Annotated in this window: 15 protein-coding genes; 2 read left to right on the forward strand and 13 right to left on the reverse strand. The window is 36.4% G+C overall.

The window, feature by feature from the left end:
* Positions 1-20 precede the first annotated feature (20 nt).
* Both EUC40_RS16685 and EUC40_RS16690 read left to right on the forward strand, forming a co-directional pair.
* Complete coding sequence (locus EUC40_RS16685) at positions 21-965, forward strand: L-lactate dehydrogenase (protein WP_000715324.1); 945 nt, start codon at positions 21-23, stop codon at positions 963-965.
* Between the two features lie 102 nt (positions 966-1,067).
* The gene (locus EUC40_RS16690) at positions 1,068-1,352 is read left to right on the forward strand and encodes a YesK family protein (RefSeq protein ID WP_071712483.1); all 285 of its coding nucleotides are present in this window, start codon (positions 1,068-1,070) and stop codon (positions 1,350-1,352) included.
* Between the two features lie 121 nt (positions 1,353-1,473).
* Here EUC40_RS16690 and EUC40_RS16695 read toward each other — a convergent pair whose 3' ends face one another.
* The 13 genes from EUC40_RS16695 to EUC40_RS16750 form a co-directional block, all read right to left on the reverse strand.
* Positions 1,474-2,487, reverse strand: coding sequence for an AI-2E family transporter (locus tag EUC40_RS16695; protein ID WP_156576038.1), 1,014 nt, complete (start codon positions 2,485-2,487; stop codon positions 1,474-1,476).
* Positions 2,488-2,697: 210 nt separating this feature from the next.
* On the reverse strand, positions 2,698-4,308 hold the full coding sequence (locus tag EUC40_RS16700) for an amidase family protein (RefSeq protein ID WP_156576039.1): 1,611 nt from the start codon (positions 4,306-4,308) through the stop codon (positions 2,698-2,700).
* A gap of 105 nt (positions 4,309-4,413) precedes the next feature.
* Positions 4,414-4,548 (reverse strand): hypothetical protein, encoded by a 135-nt coding sequence (locus EUC40_RS27440; RefSeq protein ID WP_280115230.1) that lies wholly within the window; start codon positions 4,546-4,548, stop codon positions 4,414-4,416.
* A gap of 126 nt (positions 4,549-4,674) precedes the next feature.
* The gene (locus tag EUC40_RS16705; RefSeq protein ID WP_156576040.1) at positions 4,675-5,277 is read right to left on the reverse strand and encodes a nitroreductase family protein; all 603 of its coding nucleotides are present in this window, start codon (positions 5,275-5,277) and stop codon (positions 4,675-4,677) included.
* 57 nt (positions 5,278-5,334) lie between these two features.
* A complete protein-coding gene (locus tag EUC40_RS16710) occupies positions 5,335-5,985 on the reverse strand; it encodes a DsbA family oxidoreductase (protein ID WP_151628142.1) in 651 nt (216 codons plus the stop codon).
* Between the two features lie 71 nt (positions 5,986-6,056).
* The gene (locus tag EUC40_RS16715) at positions 6,057-6,488 is read right to left on the reverse strand and encodes an Rrf2 family transcriptional regulator (protein WP_156576041.1); all 432 of its coding nucleotides are present in this window, start codon (positions 6,486-6,488) and stop codon (positions 6,057-6,059) included.
* Positions 6,489-7,064: 576 nt separating this feature from the next.
* Positions 7,065-8,549, reverse strand: a complete 1,485-nt coding sequence (gene galT / locus EUC40_RS16720) for a UDP-glucose--hexose-1-phosphate uridylyltransferase (protein ID WP_156576042.1) — start codon at positions 8,547-8,549, stop codon at positions 7,065-7,067.
* 421 nt (positions 8,550-8,970) lie between these two features.
* Positions 8,971-13,344 carry an endo-alpha-N-acetylgalactosaminidase family protein gene (locus EUC40_RS16725; RefSeq protein ID WP_156576043.1) on the reverse strand — a complete coding sequence of 1,458 codons (4,374 nt, stop codon included), beginning with the start codon at positions 13,342-13,344 and terminating at the stop codon, positions 8,971-8,973.
* Between the two features lie 497 nt (positions 13,345-13,841).
* Positions 13,842-14,849 carry a tagatose-bisphosphate aldolase gene (lacD, locus tag EUC40_RS16730; protein ID WP_098224467.1) on the reverse strand — a complete coding sequence of 336 codons (1,008 nt, stop codon included), beginning with the start codon at positions 14,847-14,849 and terminating at the stop codon, positions 13,842-13,844.
* 15 nt (positions 14,850-14,864) lie between these two features.
* Positions 14,865-15,800 (reverse strand): tagatose-6-phosphate kinase, encoded by a 936-nt coding sequence (lacC, locus tag EUC40_RS16735; protein WP_156576044.1) that lies wholly within the window; start codon positions 15,798-15,800, stop codon positions 14,865-14,867.
* Positions 15,801-15,826: 26 nt separating this feature from the next.
* Positions 15,827-16,975, reverse strand: a complete 1,149-nt coding sequence (gene nagA / locus EUC40_RS16740) for an N-acetylglucosamine-6-phosphate deacetylase (RefSeq protein ID WP_156576045.1) — start codon at positions 16,973-16,975, stop codon at positions 15,827-15,829.
* Positions 16,976-16,995: 20 nt separating this feature from the next.
* The gene (locus tag EUC40_RS16745; RefSeq protein WP_156576046.1) at positions 16,996-18,162 is read right to left on the reverse strand and encodes an SIS domain-containing protein; all 1,167 of its coding nucleotides are present in this window, start codon (positions 18,160-18,162) and stop codon (positions 16,996-16,998) included.
* Positions 18,163-18,223: 61 nt separating this feature from the next.
* Entirely contained in the window at positions 18,224-19,123 is a 900-nt protein-coding gene (locus EUC40_RS16750; RefSeq protein ID WP_156576047.1) for an ROK family protein, read from the reverse strand.
* Positions 19,124-19,135 lie beyond the last annotated feature (12 nt).

The raw sequence follows: 19,135 nt of genomic DNA on the forward strand, positions 1-19,135 counted from the left end.
AAATTGCGAGGAATTTTGAAATGAAAAAAGGTATTAACCGTGTTGTATTAGTAGGAACAGGAGCAGTTGGATGTAGTTATGCGTACTGCATGATTAACCAAGCCGTAGCTGAAGAATTTGTTTTAGTCGATGTAAATGAGGCAAAAGCTGAAGGGGAAGCAATGGACTTAAGTCATGCTGTTCCATTCGCGCCAGCTCCAACTAGAGTATGGAAAGGCAGCTATGAAGATTGTAAAGATGCTGATCTTGTAGTCATTACGGCTGGATTACCACAAAAGCCAGGTGAAACACGTTTAGATTTAGTTGAAAAAAACGCTAAAATCTTTAAACAAATCGTTCGCAGCATTATGGATAGCGGATTTGATGGTATTTTCTTAATCGCAACAAACCCTGTCGACATTTTAACTTACGTAACTTGGAAAGAATCTGGCTTACCGAAAGAACGCGTAATCGGTTCTGGTACAACACTTGATTCTGCTCGTTTCCGTTACATGTTAGGTGAGTACTTCAATATTGGTCCACACAACATTCATGCTTATATTATTGGAGAACACGGCGATACTGAACTCCCAGTTTGGAGTCATGTATCAGTTGGTATCCAAAAACTACAAACGCTTCTTGATAGAGACAACACATATACGCAAGAAGATTTAGACAAAATTTTCATAAACGTTCGTGACGCAGCTTACCATATTATTGAGCGAAAAGGTGCAACTTATTATGGTATTGGTATGTCACTCCTACGTGTTACGAAAGCAATTTTAAACGATGAAAATAGTGTGTTAACGGTCTCAGCATACTTAGAAGGTCAATACGGCCAAAAAGACGTTTATATTGGCGTACCTGCTGTTTTAAATCGCGGTGGTGTTCGTGAAATTTTAGAAGTAGAATTAAGTGAAGACGAAGAATTAAAATTCGATCACTCTGTCCAAGTATTAAAAGAAACAATGGCTCCGGTTCTTTAATCTTATATTCAAAAAAGCAATCCAATTTACTTTGGATTGCTTTTTTATTGTTCATCCTCACTCTAAACCATAATATTATCCATAATAGAAGGGAGTGATTTTATGAATGATTCTTGGACAATTGTAATCCTTTTATTAGCTATTTCATCCTTAATACTTTTCCTCTTTTTAATCATCAGAACCCTATTTCCAACTAAAAAATATGACAAAAATCTCGGATTCATTCTACTTATTATTTGCTTATTAACAATACCGATAAGTATCTTCCTTATTGGTGGGTGGGCAGGTATGGGAATTAGCATAATCGCATTATTTCTTTTTACTGCTGTTATTATAGCCTTAATAGCCAATACATTCATTAAACTTCCACCGGCTAAGAAAGAATAAAGTGAAGCTTAAATCAGTAGCATTCTGTCCGTTTTTACTGTATTACCTTCTATCAATTAACATGTTTCCAGATAAAAAATAACCGATGTTTTCGTTCCTTGTAAACATCGGTTATTTTCTATTACTTTTTAATCGCTTCTTCATTATTTACATCAAGTACATCTAAGAAAAAGATAAAGATTGGTATCCCGATAATAAGTCCCCATATTCCGAGGAAATGCTCTGAAAAGATGAGAATCATAAATGTATAAAAGATCGGTAAATTTGTTTTCGCAGACATAAACTTCGGATTTAAAAAATAACTTTCAAGAGCATGGATGACTGTAATGAACACAAGTATGTATAATACGTATATAACTCCACCTACATTATAAGCAATAATACAAAGTGGAAACAAAGAAATGATTACACCTGCAACCGGAATCAATCCTAGTAGGAAAATCATAACAGCTAATACGAGTAGCTGTGGAAATCCTAAAACGATTAATGCAATCACAGTAAGAATACAGTTTACAACCGCAATTAAAAACTGCGCTTCAATTACTTTACCGAACGATCTTGCAAACCTTTCACCAAAATATGCAATCTCCTCATAAAAAATCTTTAGCCTACTATCTTTAAACTTAGAAGTAAATGTAATAATACGCTCTTTTTCTAATAAGAAAAATAAGCTTAAAATTAGAGACAATAATATTTGTAAACTTACCTTGCCTATGTTTGCTATCGATTGATATATAACATCTACACCTTGTTCTATATATTTTGATACTTCCATTCCATTGATTGTTGAAAGTGCATATTTAATGATTTCATTATCAGGTGGATTTTGAAAAAAGAGCTTAAATTGATAAATCAATTGTGAAATTTGTATCGTTAATACTGGTAAATATTTATACAATGTTGTGCCGATAAAGGACACTAATATTATATACAAACATGCGATAACAATTTTTCGATTCACATTCAATTTTTTTGATATAAAACGTTGGAACCGATCCATTAAAAATGTCAGTATAAACGTAATTAATATTAAATTAATCATACTTTTTAACCCATATAATACAAGCGCTACTATTATTAAAACGAGAAACCGTTGAAACCCTCTACTTCGAAAAAAATTTTTCACTTCATTCATTAAGAATTAACCTCCCCCTTCAGTGGATGGAAATTGAATATATGACAAAACGTACGTATTCATTGTAATACTATTACATTTTATGAACTTCTATAGACAATCTTTCTTACTAATTGGGAAGAATCCTTTTTTTCTTTTCATATTGTTAGATTCTTTTGAAATCAGCCTACTAATATATTTCTGTGAAGTCCATTTTTTTCGCATATTCTATTACAACTTAGGTGATTTTCTATTTTTAGACTGCTGTTCATACGCATATCCAATATTGAAAAGTTCTCTTTCACCAAACTGCTTCCCGACAAATACTACACCTACTGGTTCTCCATTTGTATCATATCCAGCAGGAATCGCTAATTCCGGATAACCAGCTACAGCTGATAGAAGTACTTCATCGTTGTTAATCATGACTAGAGCATCTAAGCCTTTTTTTACTAAATACATATCTAGCTCTTTTCTTGCATTTTCTTGACTCGTTTGTACTACTTTTTCAATCTCCTCTTTCGTTATAGCAGATTTTTCAGACCCCTCAATTAATGTTTGTCCGTATTTTATTCGTCTTTTACTATCCTTACTGTTAAACGCAATAATCTCTTCTAACGATTTTACTGGCACATTTTTTTGCTGTGAAAGATAATCGTTAACATTATGTTTGAACTCATATTCTAATGTTTGCAGATTATCTACCCCCTCAGCGTTTAACTGAATATCATCAGTCAATATTGCACCTGCATCTTGAAGGTCCTTTCTAATCTTTTCTGCTACCGCTTTTCTATTTTCATCTTGTTGATCTACAGAAAAAAGAATCCCTATCTTTTTCCCTTTCAATCCATCTATTGACAAATTATTTATATAATCGATACCCTCTTTGTCTTTCATTTTCTCCGTCATAGCATCTCTTTCGTCATAACCTACCATTGAATTAAATAACATTGCCGCTTCTTTTACCGTTCTTGCCATGGGGCCTGCTGTATCAAGTGATTCAGCTAAAGGGATGATTCCCGTTCTGCTCACCATACCTAAAGATGGACGTAATCCAACTACTGATTGCTGCGTTGCTGGAGCGACAATAGACCCTGTCGTTTCTGTCCCAATTGCAAGTGGTGCAAAATCTGCCGCAACTACTGTAGCAGACCCTGAACTTGATCCCGATGTATCAAATGTAATCGGACCGTAAGGATTTAAATTTTGACCCTTTTTCCCGCTATATCCGCTTGGCATTGTAAAGGATAAATAGTTCGCCCATTCCGACATATTTGCTTTTCCTAAAATAAAAGCGCCTTCGCCTTTCAATTTCTTCACTATAGTGGCATCTTCATCTGCAATCCAATTTTTTAATACATAAGTTCCTGCACTTGTCGGCATAACTTTTGCGGTTTGCACATTATCTTTTACGATAACAGGCATGCCGTATAAGTTCGACTTTTTGTTTCTTCCCCGCTCTTGATCCAACTTTCTTGCTTCTTCTATCGCGTCAGGATTGATCTCTGTAATAGAATTTAATGATATTCCGTTTTGATCATGTTCTTGTATTCTAAAAAGATAAATTCCCGTTAATTCTTCGTACGATAACTTTCCATCATCAATCATTTTTTGTAGCTCATCTACAGTTGCATTTACAACTTCTTTTTCTTTTATCTTTATATTTTCTATATTGATCTCTTTAAGCTGATTATGTATCGGTTTTAACACTCTTTCTTTATCATATACAATACGCTCAGGTTCCTTTGGAAAATAATTTTTATACACGTAATATCCACCCGTACATGCTAATAAGACAATACCTCCAGCGATAGACAACATTATCTTTACCCATTTCTTCATGCTGTTTCCTCCACTCTAAAAGTTGCTCAATTATATTAGAAAAGAGAGTTATCCTTATAACCCTCTCTAATTAAAATGCTAAATGAAAAAATGAAGGAATTCAATTTACTTATTTCTTTTTTGCATTCGCTTTGCTAATAATTCCTTTACTTGATTATAAGTTAACCCTGAATTTTTATTTAAACGCTTTACTTCCTCCACATCAGTACCTACCACTGTATACTGTTTCTCATCATTCATTTTTCCGCTTCCCTTCTCACAGGATTATTTCTTATATTTCTTCCCTAAATGCACATAAATTAACACCCATACAAAAAAGGAAGCTGTTTCTAAGCACAGCTCCCTTCTCGTTTTATATTCTATTTCTTAATAAAATTTCACTACATCTTCAGTAGGTAAGAATGTTCTTTCTCCCGGTTGTTCATTTGCTTCACCAAATGGCATTTGTCCTACTAAACTCCACTCTGCTGGAATGTTCCAAGTTTCTTTTACTTCCGCATCTACGATTGGGTTATAGTGTTGTAATGACGCTCCAATTCCTTCAGCAGCTAATAACATCCACACAGTATGTTGTAACATTGCATTTCCTTGATGAGACCAGAATGGGAACTGATCTTTATATAATGGTGCATTTTCTTGCATTTTTTCTACAGTTGCTTGATCTTCAAAGAATAGAACTGTTCCTACACCTGCATGAAAACCTTTTAGTCTTTCTACAGTCGCTTCAAAGTTTTCTGCTGGTACGCGGGCTCTTAGTGTTTCTTTAACGATATCCCAAAACTTTTCATGTTCTCCGTCCATTAATACGACCATACGGCCACTTTGCATATTGAAAGATGTTGGTGCGTGTAAAGCTGTTTTTAAAACCTCTTCAATTCTTTCTTTCGTAATTGCGTCGTTTTTTGTTACTTTACGAATTGAACGGCGGTTCACGATTGCTTCTTTTAAGTTTGTTGTAGTTGCTGACATTTTAATTCCTCCAAATATTTATTTTATAATTTATTTTGTTATTTCATAACAACTGAATTAGCAATATCCATCTGTATTACACTGCATACCTTCAAATGAATTTGTTTTTTCCTTTTCAATTTCTTTATCAATGACTCTTTGTAGCGTTTCTTTACTAGCAAGCCCTTGAATGACTTCATCTCCAATCATGACCGTTGGAACAGCCATAATATTTGCTTCATCATAGGCGTGCTGAATTGCTTCTTGATGTTTCTCTTTATATTTACGAGTTACTAAAGCATCTTTAAATTCCGCTTCAGAAAGTCCTACTTCTACAGCTAATTTTGTTAAAACATCAATATCTTCAATATTTTGTTCCTCTTGGAAAAACGCTGTGAATACACGGTGATGATATTCATTTCCAAGTCCATGCTCTTTCGCAAATTGGCATCCTTCAAAAGCTAAATGTGTATATGGATGCGGTGAAATACGTGGTAATCGCATTTCAATTCCTAACTTCTTCGCTGTAGGAAGAATGAATGCATCCCATGAACCTATTTTATCTGGTTCATTCCAAGGGTCTATTTTTGAATATGGACTTGGACGTAATTCAAATGGCATCCATTCGATTTCTACATCTTTCTCTTTCGCTACTTCATCTAATGGACCTTTTGCTAAAAAACAAAATGGACATATAAAATCTGAGTATACTTTCATTTTTACAGTCATAAATTTTACACCTTACCTTTATAGTTGTAACCGAAACAGTTACATTTATATCAAAAAAATATAAACATGATTTAAGCATTCATTTTCTCTTGCAACGATTCAAACAACTGCGCCATCGTAATATTTCTCAAAACTTCTTCCATCGCGGCTTGTGCTTGAATCAAAATAACTTCTAATACAACTTGAATATTCGCACCAATTGGACAATCTGGATTTGGTTGCTCATGAATATGAAATAGTTTGTCTTCTTCTACCACATTCACTGCATGATACACATCTAACAATGTAATTTCATGTAAATCCTTTAATAAACCTGCACCACCTGGACCTCGATTTACGTAAACAAAGCCAGCTTGTTTTAAGTACGACATAATTTTACGAATGACTACTGGATTTGTATTGACACTTTCAGCCATATAGTCTGAAGTGCAAAGTGAAGATGGATTATTTTTTAAGATAGATAAAATATGAACTGCTATAGAAAAGCGGCTACTAATTTTCATCGTAATCACCACCTCGACGTAATCATTATAGTTACAACAAGAAGATAAGTCAATCCTTTTCATAAATTTTTTAAAGTACACTAAAAAAGTGCCTCATTACGATATATGAGACACTCTTCTTATTCTGCAAACAACTATTGAAATTCTTCAACAAATAACTAATGAGGCTTCATTTAATAAAGGCACAGCTAAAGTAATTTCTCGCCACACTTGCGGCTCCAATTCCTACATTCACACGTTCTTTCGTACATTCGTTAAAGATAATTCTGCGAAATTTGCAATACTTCTCCCTCTTGAACCCTATTAAAAAGTATCGTTATAGACTGGCACTATCATTTTGCTACAAAACCATTTACACAAAATATTCATACCCCTCTAATTGTTTTTTCACTTTATTTTTGCATATGGTACTTTAAGAATTTGATTACATTTTATACACACCATTAATATAGGACCACCCATTTGTTTCAATTCTCGTAGTTCCTTATGCTCACACTTCTCCATATTATTTCCTCCCTCATCAAATAAATGGACACTTTCAAATGTATCGTTAGGACCATGCACCTCTGTCCATACCTACTTTAAAGTCTGAATGAAACGTTTAAACGCCGATATCCCTTCTTCGTCTCGTTTAAAAACACCAGCATCTTCAAGCACCTGTACAAATTTCTGTCCAACTGCTTCTCTTACAATTTCCTGTACATTTTGTTCATTTATCCTATTGCCATATTGAAGTTTTAATTGTTCCGCCCACAGTATATGATACGCTGGAATATCACATGGAATATCAAGCAAGAACTTTTTCACTTCCTGAAGCTCTGTTTTTAAACGAGCAGGAAGTACAGCTAATCCCATTACCTCAATTAGGCCAATATTTTCTTTCTTAATATGCTGTACGTCCTCATGAGGATGGAAAATGCCGAGCGGATGCTCTTCACTTATACGATTGTTTCGCAAAACTAGATCCAATTCGTACATACCATTCCGGTAGCGTGCGATCGGTGTAATCGTATTATGTGAAACTCCATTTGTAAAAGCATATATATTAACAGAAGAATCACTGTACCCCTTCCATCTACCTAGTATGTACTCACCCGTATTTACTAATTGTTCTAAGTCTTCACTCCTTAAACGAATAACTGACATAGGCCATTTGACAATAGAACATTGAATTCCTGAAAAGTCAGCTAGTTCAAAGTCGAAGTCGTTCAGTGCTTTTTCCATAGCAAATTCATATTTCCCACCTTGATAGTGATCATGGGTTAGAATAGATCCTCCTACAATGGGCAAATCTGCATTGGATCCAAGAAAATAATGGGGAAATCTTTCTACAAATTTTAATAAACGCATAAACGTTTGACGATCAATTTTCATATTTCGGTGTTCTGCGGACAATACAATACAGTGTTCATTGTAATATATATACGGAGAATACTGCAGAAACCACCTTTCGTTTGCAAGATTCATATGAACCATACGGTGGTTCGAACGTGCAGGATGTCCAATTCTGCCCATATATCCTTCATTCTCAATACAGAGTAAACATTTTGGGTAGTTCTTACTTTCCAATGCTTTTTCTCTCATAATTTGTTCCGGATTTTTTTCCGGCTTCGATAAGTTAATCGTTATGTCAATGGCACCATATTCCGTTTTTACTTTGTAATTTATATTTTGAGCAATTTGCTTCATTTGGATATAGTTGCTATTTTTACTTAATTCATAGAAGTAATCTGTCGCAGTCATCGGATCTTGTTCGTATTTCTCATAAAATAATGCATTAATAGCGGATGGTTTGGACATAAAGACATCCATAATTACGCTTGCTAAAATCTCTTTCTCATCAAATACTTTCTTAATAATTTCATGCGTACAAGCATATTCAATTAATTCTTCTAATAATTCCGGAATTTCTTTCTTTACAGACGCTGACACTTCCACTACAAAATCATCTAAGCGAAGCAGGGAAAGAATTTTATTCCTTACATATATTTCATCTTCTCGTTCAATCAATTTAGCTTCAATAGCACGATCAATTAACTGCTGGATTGTTTGATATATCATCAACGTTTTCCTCCTCGATCCTCATAGCCCTTTGGATTGTTAAGATGCCAGTTCCATGCATCTTTTATAATTTTATGGACAACCGTACGAGTTGCCCTCCACCCTCATGTAAGAATCTCTTTCTCCCAATAAACTAGTAACATACCTCGGTCGCCCGCTCATTTTGTAAGCTATTTTATTAAAGTATACGTATGTAAAAACACTTCCACAATAAACATCTTGTCGTGTTTTTTAGACATCTTGCTTTTCATTTGTAAAAATCCACTAAAAAACATACGAAAGGAAAAGATTTTCAAGAGAAGTTTCCGGTGGTTCAATGAACACAATAAGGCCTATCTCCTTAGAGATAGGCCTTTATTTTATGATGTTACTCTATCTATGAAACAACCTTCAACTTGAATCAGGCTCTTTACCTCAAAACTTAATGAGCCTCTGCTCCTGAAGCCAGCTTTTCAATACGTAGATTATCTAAAATAAATGTACCTGCTCCAGTATCTCCGTTTAAACTAGTTCCATCACTAAAGATTCCTACATAAGTTTGGCCGTTCTCAGAACCTGTCACCGTAAACTCTACTGTTTTTGTGTCGGTCGATGCATTAAGAGTGTTATTCACACTTAGTCCCTTTGCACTTGCGATGTCTCGAACATCAATTTCTTGATCCCCTGAAATAAAGCGATATGCGTTTGCTGTTGTTTGATAATCAAATGATACTTTATATGTTACTCCTGATTCGAAACGATAATTTTGAGGAATGGTACGATACAGCAAACCTTTGTTTCCAGTGTTCACTTTAACGGACCAATTTCCACCTAATACATCATCGACTAATTTTTTGCCTGCCCATCCTTTTTGCGTATATGGAGCATGCAATTCAGACAAATGAATTCTGTTGTCTTCTACACCTTCTGTATTACCAATAACAAATGGGTAAATGCCTTGTACCACCGTTTCAAAATCTTGTTTAAATTCCGTCGGTGAGACATTATTTTTTAATGACTTTTGAACGATCCGAACATCATCAAATTTTGTGTTTCCTTTTCCAGAATCACGGCTGAGAGTTAATTTAGCTTTATTAGTTACAGCTGTAAAGCTCACTTGCATGATTTGCATTTTGCTATTGTATCCATCATTTGTGGCATGTGAATCTGCCTTAACATAGTTCTTTTGCAGGCTGCGAAGTGTGTAATTACTAGCATCTTCTTTCCCACCTGTTACTGTAATTCCAGCCTTTACGTCACTATTGTTTTCAACATATACCTCTGCTACATAATCTTTACCAGGTTCCAAACCAGTAAGGACACGGGAAACAGTTGTATCTTTTGATGGACTATCAATATTCAAGTAGTAATCTCCACTACTTAAATTACGGTTGCTGCCAGTTTGATTCGTTCTGACGACGCTTACAGCTTTGTTATCACCCTCAATAGTTGTATATGCACTTACTTTTCCTGTATTGAATCCCGCGTCATATATATGAGCACCCTTGCTCCAATCATAGTCAAGAATTTCCAAGCCCTTATCTTTTTTTGGTACAACAACATAAGGCGTTGCCGCACTAGCTGTCAAAGTTACCTTATTATTTACGACTTTGACTTCTTTCACATCTGTTCTACCGCGATCTGTCAATTTGTATACATAAACAGTAGAGGCACCTTTATATTCATCTGGAAGTGTCCAAGTAGTTGTACCACCTTCCAAATTCCAGTGATACAGCTTTTCAGAATCAGAAGTTGGATTTTTAAAGTCTTGTTTCACCCAAGGAATTAAATAAGCCTTTCCATCAAGTATTACATTTCCATTCAGTTTAATAACACGTTCCCTAGCATTGTCTTTTCTAGTTACATCGACAACATCCCCATTACTTGGGTCCTTCAATTTTATTTCCTTTTCTAAGTTTGTCTTGCTTTTATCACCTTCTACATCTGTCCAGTTCGTTACATAGTATTTTTGTAGGAATTTAGTAGGTAAATTAGTATCAAATGTCATGCGAATAAAGTTATCGAAATTCTTATCAGATTGCCACCCTTCAAAACCAGCTAATTCAAATCCACCAAGTAATGGATGGTCAGCAGTTCCGCCTACTTCAGGCCAATTCAACACCCAAGAATCTCTTTGGTGATTACTAATAAAGCGCAGTACTTCTGAGTTGATACCTTTACTTTCCGGTCCACCGTAGTTTTTATCAGTAGCCCAATGTTGCCACGTTGAATAATTGGCCATAGAACCACCAAATTCCGTTGTTAATCTCCAACCTCTATCTTTAAATTGATCTGCTATTCTATTTGATTCCCACTGATTTTGATACCATACATCCAAATAAATAAAGTCAAGATCAGGAGCAGCAGTTTTCAATTCATCTAGTCTTTTCGCACGCGATCCAGAATACAAATCTTTTAATTTATTAATTGTATAAGATTGATCTAACCATCCCCATCCTAAAGAACTTGGACGATCAATAAAATCATTATTGAAAGCTTTCGCTTCAGGATAAGTTTCTTGAGCATTTATATGGACACCAAATTGGGTATTATACTTACGCCCCTCTTTAATAAGCGTATTTAAATCTTTAACGCCACCCATACGTTCACCCACATCACCATAATCTGGATGACCACTATCATGCCCTTCGTTTGCATATCCTTTTAATATTACAGCTTGCCCCAATTCATCTGTAGCAAGAGCAACCTTTTTCACATTATCTGATGTTTTTAAGAATGGTTGTTGTGCTTGTGATCCGAAATTCATTGCAATACGCATGCCAACATTATTGTTTACATCTTGGTATCCTTTAATGTCTTGCATAATATCACGGTATGCAATCGCCGCATCCTGCCAATCTGCCTTATTATCATTATTCAAATCTTTAGCAATAGCTATTTTAATAGTTGGTTTATTCTTTTGTGGTTCTGGCATAAAATCTCTTTGGTAATAAAGTGCACTAGAACCTATTCCCATTACTTTGGCACCATTTTTATTTACATATCGATTAGCAACTAAGTTTTTATAGCCGTCCACTTCTGAACTAGACCATACACCTGCACTCAATTCGTCAGTTGACAAGAATGCTGTATAATTTTTAGTAGATGTACCTATTTCCTCCATAGAAGAATCTACCTTTACATCTACATCACCTGTTTTCCTAACATCTGTACTAATATTCGTTAATTTAGCTTTTGCACCTTTTTGCTCCGAATTTACCGAAATAAAGTTCATATCAGCAAACTCAACTGTCTCGATTTTGGCACTACCATTATTCTTAATTTCATCGAAACTATAAACAACCTTATTATCATTCACCTTCAAAGATACTTTAAATACAGCATCAAGGTTTTTCATTTCATCCACAACTTTTAATGTATATAGCGCTTCACTATCGTTTAACTTTTCAAAGTTTACTTTAGGATAGTATAGTCCGCCATTTACTTTCAATCCGTAAACAGGAGCTTCCTGTCCACTCATTACTTTATCGCCAACTTTGTATTTCACAATCCGTGGGAATACTTGGTCAATTGTGACGTCCATATACTTTGACTTTAATGTATCTTCTACTGGTGGAGTATCTGGAGGTTTTGGTGCACTATATTCCTTTATTTTGACATTTGAAATCGTAATATCGGCAGCACCTCGGCTTTTTTCAAACCCTAGTAAGCCCGCTTGATCTACACCACCTGTTAAAGTCCAAGAATCTACCTTTTTACCATCAATGTATAACGTCGCAACATCGTCCATGAATACTAAACGTAAATTATACGTTTGTTTTGCTTTTAACGGCACATTTGAAGTCATCGCCGTCCAATTGTTTATAGGACCAAAAGTTTCTCCAAAATACTGATCGTTCGTATCCCCTGTTCCCACATATGTGTATGTAGATGGATTTTGAACACGATAGATTAATCCAAAACGATTCATCTTGTCGGTATTAGTAGTAACGTCCGCTTCAAAAACACCATTTTTAATCGCTTTCATTTGGTTGTAGACAATTCGATTTTTTTGGGTAGATGTAACACGGAAAGTTGCTGAACCATCTTCATTATATGTTACATTTCCGTCACCTGAGATAATTTTCAAGTCGCCTTCTTCCAATTTATTATCCGTAATGTCGACAAGCTTTTCATTTCCCGGATCTGTGCCTCCATCCCCAGGCGTATTTCCTAATTCAATGAGTACTTGACTATTTTTATCTCCATAAGCACCAAGTTTAATCGCTTCCTTACCTGTAAGAAGGTTATTTACATCATTAGATAAAGTAACCGGTCCAAATAAATCTTTTCCATCTAATGTAATATTCAAAGTCGTTTTATTATAATTAATTTTAATAGAATGTGAAGTCCCAGCCTCTGGAAGTGGAACATTAGGTCTAGTTTTTAACCAGTCACCTTTCCCTTGATATTTGTATTCATAGAACCATCCAAGTGAGTCGTAGCCTACAAAAACGAAATTATTATTGTCAATATAATGAGGATAGAAACCAAATCTAGTATCTTCTCCCTTGGTTTCTGGAATAAAGCTATATTCCATCGTTCCTGATTCTTTAGCGACTTTATTCTGCTCTTGAAAAATTGCAGCTTTAGCCCCATTATCGTTTCCAGCACCTGCTCCTAGCCTTGCGTATGACTTCCCATTTTGTTCTACTAGTGCATTGATTTCGTTTCCTCCAGATGAAATTGTAACCCATGGATTAGACGTATTTGCCCCTACATGTAATGGCACAATCATACTCACTAAAAATGTTGGCACAATTAGCATAAGTGCAAGAAGGGTATTAAAAGCTCTCTTGAAATGCTTATTTTCCAATTCTTCTCCTCCTTTGAATTTTAAATTTTAGTTAAAGACGATACCTGCACATTAATTTTTAAATATACCAAAACCTGAAAGGTATCGTTTTCACTTATGTTTAGGATAGTTTTTTTAAAGTACCTACACAATAAAGATATTGTTTCTTTTTTTAGGTATATTGTCTTTTTAAAAGCGCTTACAAAATAAGGTCATTGTTACCTTTTTTAGGTACACTTCCTTTTTGGTTACATCTCACAAAAATTCAATCGATTTGATTGTACACGGCAATTAGTACTTATCATTTCTTTAGAAATAAAATGTCACCCCACACATCTTGAGCTATGGTTGCTATCGCCTTGACTGCTCTAGACTTGCATCCTAGAGTTTAAGACCATGCTGGACACACTAAAAAATGAGCAGGCGAATGTCTGCTCATTTTTCTTCATTCCGTTTAGATGTAAATATTTCTTCAAGATATAAAGCAATGAAGGACATATAGAAGAAAAGATATTGTACTAACTTTGAAGCTCCGCTGTTTGTTTTACTTTAGCGAACCATGAGTTGGCTGTCTCTTTCAACACGAGATTCAGTTCTTCAGCATTCCTTTTACCAGTATCTTTTAACCAATCACGACCTGCTTGTTCGCCGCTTATAGCAAAAGGTGCCACACCATCTTTCCAGGTTGCCCGACCACATAACACTCCGTTAAAGGTAGAACCGGATTCTTTAGCAAATTTTAATGTTTCTTGGAATAATTTAGCACTTACACCTGCACTTAGGAAGATAAACGGCAGTTCAGTTACTTCACTTTGTTCTTTGAAAAAAGAAGCAGCTTCTTCTTTTCTGTATACGAATTCGCCTGCCGTATACCCTTCCACAAAGTTCATATCCACCGGAACTTCTACTTTTAAAACATCTACTTGATATTGAGGTTTCGAGAACTCCTTCATGGCCTCAATCACTTTGTGTGGTTTTATTTTTGCGTACGCTTTACTTTTTGCATCATCATTTTCAGCATCATAAGTAACAATCTCCAAGAAAAATGGAATGTCTTCAGCAGCACACTCTGATCCGATACGTTCCATATAGACATGCTTATAGTTATTAATTTTTTCATCTTCATCGAAATCATAGTAGAGTAAGAATTTAATAGCATCGGCACCTGCTGCCTTTAATCGTTTCACTGACCATTCCGATAATAAATCCGGTAACCGTCCTACTTCTGACGCATCGTATCCAGTTTTTTCATACGCTACTATTAAGCCGGATTCTTTATCTCGGACCTTTGCCGCTGGCAGTCCGTATTCCGGATCCAAAAGAATCGCTGTTGCAAATGGTGTTAATTCCTCAGAAACCAATTCTTTGAAACGGATAATGCCCTCATCTCCAACATGACTTGCACCGCCAGACGCAATCATTTTTTTCAATGAACCACGTTGATCAATAGCCAATGCTCCAATTATGCCATTTTCAGCAGATAAACGTTTTAGAGCTTCCAATTTATTCTTGGTTAGTTCTAACATCAACATTCTCCTCTATCAATCTATTTTTTCAACATTAACGAGATCAAAATATTGTTTAAACTTATTCACATTAATATAACCAGTTTCAGCTTCCATGGTATTTAACATTCCTGTAGTCATCGCCGTTTTAAGTACAGTCTCGACCGTTTGATTTTGATGTAGTGCCACAGCTAACCCTGCAACTGTCGCATCACCAGACCCAACAGGATTGACTACTTCTATTTTTGGAATCGTAACTCTGTAATAGTCCTCGCCATGCTTGACAAAAGCACCTTCACCACCCATGGACACGATAATCCACTCAATTCCAGTAAATAGTTCATGGTGTAATGCTTGCTTCAGATCAACGATTCCTACTCCCATGTTAATGCCAAGCAGCTGAGATAATTCCGCTGCATTTGGTTTGATGGCAAATGGTTTTTCTTTATGCACCAAGGCGTTTTCCAAAGATTCCCCTGACGAATCCATAATCACTGGAATTCCATTGATATTGCACAATTCTAACATTTGATAATAAAAGTTATTCGGTAACCCTTTCGGCAAACTGCCCGAAATTGTCACAAGTGAAGCTGTTGTTAGCAGACATTCAAATTTTTCTAAAAAAGTTGCCCCTTCTTCTTTGGATAATGTCGGCCCCGATTCTAAAATCTCTGTTTGCATCCCTTCATGAAGAATGGCAATACAATTTCTTGATTCTTTTTTAATTTTTAAAAAGTCATTTGGAATATCGCCTCTATTTAACTCTTGAATAATGTATTCGCCAATCGTACCACCAAGCACACCTGTCGCTAGGACAACTTCTTCCATTTGAGCGATCACTCGCGCCACATTCAAGCCCTTTCCACCAGCAGTTTTATGAACTGTTTCCACACGGTTCACAACATCTAACTTTAGTTCATGAATCGAATAGGAAATATCGACGGATGGATTCATGGTGACAGATAAAATCATTTGAAATCCCTCTTTCAGAAAAATATTTAAGCTTGAAAACGGCACACACCATCAAGATAGGTAGCTGCTAAATCCATCGCTGGCGTCAGTACAATAAAGTCAGCAGCATATCCCTCAGCGATCTTCCCACATTCGCTATCAAGCTGAATACTTTTAGCTGGTGCAGTACTCGCCATGTAAATCGCTTCCTCAGGCGCGGCAATTCCCCAAACGACGACATTTTTGACAGCATCTTTTAATTGCAAAATGCTACCTGCTAAACTTCCATTTTCCAAACGAGCCATCCCATCTTTTACTTTCACAGGAAATTCTCCCAGTTGATAAGTCCCTTCAGACATACCTCCGGCCATCATACAATCGGACACCATAACGACATTCTCTCTGCCGCGGACATTCATTAAAATATTTGAGGCGACAGGATGAACATGATGTCCATCACATATGATTTCGACAAAAACATCTTTTAGATTCATGGCTGCTCCGACCATCCCTGGCTCACGATGGTGCAGCGGACTCATTCCATTGAAAGTATGAACAAAAATGGATGCACCTTTTTCAACGGCTTGCTTTGCTTCTTCATAAGTTGCATCACCGTGGGCCAATGCCACTACAATATCTTCTCGCGCAGCGTATTCAATAAATTCCACTGCACCTTTTCTTTCAGGTGCAATCGCAATTTTTTTAATAGAATCATTTGATAATTCCTGCCAATCTTTCAACATATCAACTGATGGATCACAAAAATATTTTGTGTTTTGTGCCCCTTTATGCTTTTCAGTAAAAAACGGTCCTTCTAAAAAAATCCCTTTAATTTTTGCGCCTTGCACCTTCGTGTAATTGGCACCAATCATTTCAACGACATGATTCAACAATTCTACCGAAGAAGTTAAGGTTGTCGGTAAAAAGGATGTAACTCCGCAAGAAAGGAGCCCTACCGAAATTTGGTTCAGTCCTTCAAAATTATTGTCCATAACGTCATGATTTCTAAATCCATGAATATGTGTGTCCACTAGACCAGGAGCAATCCAACATCCTGCATAATCGATGATTTCTGCCGCTTCTTCTGGCCTGTTTTCTGAAAAAACACCGAATTTTCCATCTTTTATTTCCAAAAAGCCAGGACCTACGACCTTTCCCTCAAGAAAAAACTTATCTGCAAAGATAAAAATAGACATGTATTTTTCCCCTACCCTAGTTACTCATATTCGTAGATAGTAACACCTTTAACGACACGGTTCACCGTTCCTGTCGGTGAAGGTGTATCTGGTGTATTACCTACTTTCACGGAGGCTAACAGTGATACTGTTTGCCCAATCATGACAAAAGGTAATGCTAAGTAAGCATCTGGTACAGACTGGGCCTCTTTGCCGAATGCAAACCTGTTCCCAGCATAATTGGTTTCTCCATCAACCTCGATGGCACATATATAGCTGGCAATGTTGTCCTGCTGCATTTCTTTTAACATATCTAAATCATACTGACGTGTATAAGGATGGTTGGAAACAAACACAAAAACTAATGATTTTTCGTTTACAAATGATTTTGGACCGTGCCTGAATCCTAACGGTGAATCAAACGCGGTGACGATTTTCCCAGCTGTCAGCTCTAATATTTTTAATTGCGCTTCTCTTGCTAAGCCTTCTAAACTACCAGATCCTAAGTAAATAATTCGTTGAAAATCAAAATCAATCATCTCTTGGATGACGTCTTCCCTTTGAATGACACTTTCACCCATTTGATGAATCATTTTCACTATCTTTGATTTTTCTTCATTCGATAGAGAATCAAAAACGAGTAATGCCGTTAACGCCATGCAAGTATAACTTCCTGTCATCGCAAACCCTTGATCATTCGATTTTTCAGGCATCAATAGCAATAAATTCTTTTCATTCCCCACTGCCTGTTTGGCTAATTTACCATCTTTAGCACAAGTAATCGTTACCTGATACAAATCAGTTACTATTTGCTCAGCTAATTGTACAGCAGCAATACTTTCGGGACTGTTCCCACTTCTAGCAAATGAAACGAGTACAGTTGGAAAATCTTTTTTGAAAAATTGGTAAGGATTTGAAACCAAAGTGGTTGTCGGAATACTTAGCATTTCCCACTGCTGCTCATCAACCTTTTCTTTTAAATAAGGGGTGACTGTATCACCGACATAGGCAGACGTTCCAGCGCCTGTAAAAATAACTCGAATCCGGCTGTGTTTCGTTAATAATTTTTGAAAAAAACCTTCAATTTCCCCGCTTTTCTCCATATATAAAGCAAAGGTTTCGGCCCATAAATCTGGCTGCCGTTTTATTTCCGCCGTTGTTATCGATGCACCTAACGAAACTAAATTTTCTTGACTTAATGTAAACATATCCGTTCACTCCTCTACCTATTTGTCATCATTTTCTCCATAAATGAAGACCAGTGGTGCCTCAATACATATCTTCAAATACTCGTAATCCTGCACCAATAACTCCATTATTCTGCGCCAATGTACTGATGCCCATCTGGTCTAAAAGATGTTGTTGTTCAGGAAGTTGATAGATTTTTAGCTTTTCTTTAATCAACTCCAACAGAAAAGGATTTTTCACAATGACACTGCCACCAAAAATCATTTTGTGCGGATCCAATAAACAGGAAATCGTATAGAGCCCTTGAGCTAAATAATCCGTTACCTCGTTAATGATGGACTGATATTCCTGTACCCCATTTATATAACCAGCAAAAACATCCTTGGTTGAAATAATATCTACCTGTAAGTCCCTTTCGGCTATTCTCTGGATCCCCGGCCCGGCAGCGACTTTTTCCAATCGATTATTGGTCCCCTTCGAAAGGGCTGGAATCAGACCCAATTCCCCAGCAAACCCTGCTCCCCTGAAAAACGAACCTTTATGGATGATAGAACAAGAGATTCCCGTACTTATAGTCACGTAGACAAAGGTCTCATCCTTTTTTCCCTGTGCTGCTTTCCATTCGGCAAAAGCCGCCATATAGACGTCATTGTCAATCGTAATCCGCTCGATGCCAAATTGCTCCTGTAAACGGAACGTAATGGGAAATTGTCTCCAAGGTAAATTGTTTTGAAAAATAGCGATCCCCTTCGCACGATCCACTTTTCCTGGCACACCAACACCGATGCCCTCGATGTTAGCGATTGAAATCGATGATTTTCTGAGAACTTGTTCCACAGCTTCTACGACTCTACTAAACATTTTTTCCCGATCTGAAGGATCACTTTTTACTTCCGCACGTTCAAGGAGTACGCCCGTATCCGAAATGACTCCCGCTGCAATCTTCGTTCCTCCAATATCAATGCCGACTGCCTTTTTCATTTGTCCGCACCC

This window comes from Bacillus luti, from assembly GCF_009739945.1.
GTDB classification, from domain to species: Bacteria; Bacillota; Bacilli; order Bacillales; family Bacillaceae_G; genus Bacillus_A; species Bacillus_A luti.